Below are 417 nucleotides of genomic sequence, written 5' to 3'. Positions count from 1 at the left end.
CCAACGTCGTCGGAAGTCGAAGCTCAGTAGCCGCCCCAAGCTGATTACGCAGCTCAACCGCAGTCAAGGAATCAAAACCCAGATCCTTCAACGCACGATCAGCATCAACCCCAGCAGAGTCCGCATGCCCCAGCACCACCGCCACCTGAGAACGAACCAACTCCAGCAACAACCGCTCACGCTCCCGCGGCGCCACACCCGCCAACCGATCCCGCCACACACCAGACCCATCCCGCCCCACCGCAACCCGCCGCACCACATTCCGCAACAACGCCGGAACCGACACACCACCCCCACGAAACGCCCCCACATCCACACGCACCGGCAACACCACACCACGCCCCACACCCTGAGCCACATCAAACAGGGCAAGACCCTCCTCGGTGGTCATGGGGGTGATGCCGGTGCGGTTCAGGC

At 63.8% G+C, this 417-nt stretch carries 1 protein-coding gene; it reads right to left on the bottom strand.

What is annotated here, in order from left to right; all coding sequences use genetic code 11:
* Positions 1–391, bottom strand: a 391-nt coding sequence (locus tag VT50_RS41125; RefSeq protein ID WP_276207369.1) for an acyl carrier protein, incomplete at its 3' end; no start/stop codon positions are given.
* Positions 392–417: the final 26 nt, after the last annotated feature.

Source organism: Streptomyces antioxidans (assembly GCF_000968685.2).
GTDB classification, from domain to species: Bacteria; Actinomycetota; Actinomycetes; order Streptomycetales; family Streptomycetaceae; genus Streptomyces; species Streptomyces antioxidans.
The sequence above is the reverse complement of the archived record's forward strand: the minus strand, read 5'-3'. Positions and strand labels throughout refer to the sequence as shown.